Here is a 2961-nt window from a genome sequence, read left to right as displayed (position 1 = left end):
TATGTTCGGCGGTGTCCTACTCTCCCACACCCTGGCGGGTGCAGTACCATCGGCGCTGGTGGGCTTAGCTTCCGGGTTCGGAATGGGACCGGGCGTTTCCCCACCGCTATGGCCGCCGTAACTCTGTGAAACTGTCACACGGAACATGAATTGCACACACGGGTGGTGTGTGGGTTTTCAGTTCTGAACACAGCGTGTGTTGTTTCAGATACTGCACAGTGGACGCGTAGCTTCTTTGTGGTAAGTCCTCGGCCGATTAGTACCAGTCACCTGCACCGATTGCTCGGCTTCCAGTTCTGGCCTATCAACCCGGTGGTCTGCCGGGGGCCTTACCCCCTCGAGGGGGTGAGAAACCTCATCTTGGAACAGGCTTCCCGCTTAGATGCTTTCAGCGGTTATCCCTTCCGAACGTAGCTAACCAGCGGTGCTCCTGGTGGAACAACTGGCACACCAGAGGTTCGTCCGTCCCGGTCCTCTCGTACTAGGGACAGCCTTCCTCAAGTTTCTTACGCGCGCGGCGGATAGAGACCGAACTGTCTCACGACGTTCTAAACCCAGCTCGCGTGCCGCTTTAATGGGCGAACAGCCCAACCCTTGGGACCTACTCCAGCCCCAGGATGCGACGAGCCGACATCGAGGTGCCAAACCATCCCGTCGATATGGACTCTTGGGGAAGATCAGCCTGTTATCCCCGGGGTACCTTTTATCCGTTGAGCGACACCGCTTCCACTTGCCGGTGCCGGATCACTAGTCCCGACTTTCGTCCCTGCTCGACCTGTCAGTCTCACAGTCAAGCTCCCTTGTGCACTTGCACTCGACACCTGATTGCCAACCAGGCTGAGGGAACCTTTGGGCGCCTCCGTTACATTTTGGGAGGCAACCGCCCCAGTTAAACTACCCACCAGGCACTGTCCCTGAACCAGATCATGGTCCGAGGTTAGAAGTCCAATACGATCAGAGTGGTATTTCAACGATGACTCCACGAATACTGGCGTACCCGCTTCACAGTCTCCCACCTATCCTACACAAACCGTACCGAACACCAATACCAAGCTATAGTGAAGGTCCCGGGGTCTTTTCGTCCTGCCGCGCGTAACGAGCATCTTTACTCGTAATGCAATTTCGCCGAGTCTGTGGTTGAGACAGCAGAGAAGTCGTTACGCCATTCGTGCAGGTCGGAACTTACCCGACAAGGAATTTCGCTACCTTAGGATGGTTATAGTTACCACCGCCGTTTACTGGGGCTTGAATTCTCCGCTTCACCCCGAAGGGTTGACAGGTCCTCTTAACCTTCCAGCACCGGGCAGGCGTCAGTCCGTATACATCGTCTTACGACTTCGCACGGACCTGTGTTTTTAGTAAACAGTCGCTTCTCTCTGGTCTCTGCGACCATCGCCAGCTCAGGAAGTAAATTCCGTCACCAGAAATGGTCCCCCTTCTCCCGAAGTTACGGGGGTATTTTGCCGAGTTCCTTAACCACAGTTCTCTCGATCGCCTTAGTATTCTCTACCTGACCACCTGTGTCGGTTTGGGGTACGGGCCGTGTACCAGCTCGCTAGAGGCTTTTCTCGGCAGCATAGGATCATGGAATTCGCCTCACTCGGCTATGCGTCACCTCTCAGGCTGCGTGAACGGCGGATTTGCCTACCGTTCGCCCTACAGGCTTACACCAGTACTACCACTGACTGGCCCCACTACCTTCCTGCGTCACCCCATCGCTTGACTACTACCAGCGAAGGTCCTGTGCATCCCCATCCGGTCTCCCGAAGGAGATCCATCCGGTTCAGGACAGTTAGTACCACTGATTCGTCATGGGCGCGGATACACGGGTACGGGAATATCAACCCGTTGTCCATCGACTACGCCTGTCGGCCTCGCCTTAGGTCCCGACTCACCCTGGGCGGATTAACCTGGCCCAGGAACCCTTGGTCATTCGGCGGACGAGTTTCTCACTCGTCTTTCGCTACTCATGCCTGCATTCTCACTCCCATACCCTCCACAACTGGATCACTCCGCTGCTTCCATGGGTATAGGACGCTCCCCTACCCACCCACACCACTGCACAGGAATCCGTGGATTCCCATGGGTGTTGTGTGAGTGCCGCGGCTTCGGCGGTGTACTTGAGCCCCGCTACATTGTCGGCGCAGGATCACTTGACCAGTGAGCTATTACGCACTCTTTCAAGGGTGGCTGCTTCTAAGCCAACCTCCTGGTTGTCTTCGCGACCCCACATCCTTTTCCACTTAGTACACGCTTAGGGGCCTTAGCCGGCGATCTGGGCTGTTTCCCTCTCGACTACGAACCTTATCGCCCGCAGTCTCACTGCCACGCTCTCACTCACCGGCATTCGGAGTTTGGCTGATTTCGGTAAGCTTGTAGGCCCCCTAGACCATCCAGTAGCTCTACCTCCGGTGAGAAACACGTGACGCTGCACCTAAATGCATTTCGGGGAGAACCAGCTATCACGGAGTTTGATTGGCCTTTCACCCCTACCCACAACTCATCCCCTCAGTTTTCAACCTAAGTGGGTTCGGTCCTCCACGACGTCTTACCGTCGCTTCAACCTGGCCATGGGTAGATCACTCCGCTTCGGGTCTAGAACATGCGACTCAGGCGCCCTATTCGGACTCGCTTTCGCTACGGCTACCCCACACGGGTTAACCTCGCCACATGCCACTAACTCGCAGGCTCATTCTTCAAAAGGCACGCCATCACCCACAGTCAACCAAATGACTCGCAGGCTCTGACGGATTGTAAGCGCACGGTTTCAGGTACTATTTCACTCCCCTCCCGGGGTACTTTTCACCTTTCCCTCACGGTACTAGTCCGCTATCGGTCACCAGGGAGTATTCAGGCTTATCGAGTGGTCCCGACAGATTCACAGCAGATTTCACGGGCCCGCTGCTACTCGGGAACAATTCACGAGAGACAAGAAGTTTTCGTCTACGGGATTCTCACCCT

The 2961-nt window shown here is 55.8% G+C and carries 2 rRNA genes (1 of these 2 running past the window's edge); both read right to left on the bottom strand.

What is annotated here, in order from left to right:
* Nucleotides 1-3: 3 nt before the first annotated feature.
* Nucleotides 4-120: ribosomal RNA gene (gene rrf / locus FGL95_RS31915) — 5S ribosomal RNA — on the bottom strand.
* 116 nt (nt 121-236) lie between these two features.
* Nucleotides 237-2961 (bottom strand): 23S ribosomal RNA (locus FGL95_RS31910) (it continues 406 nt past the right edge of the window).

It is taken from the genome of Antrihabitans stalactiti, from assembly GCF_012932915.1.
GTDB lineage: Bacteria > Actinomycetota > Actinomycetes > Mycobacteriales > Mycobacteriaceae > Antrihabitans > Antrihabitans stalactiti.
The sequence above is the reverse complement of the archived record's forward strand: the minus strand, read 5'-3'. Positions and strand labels throughout refer to the sequence as shown.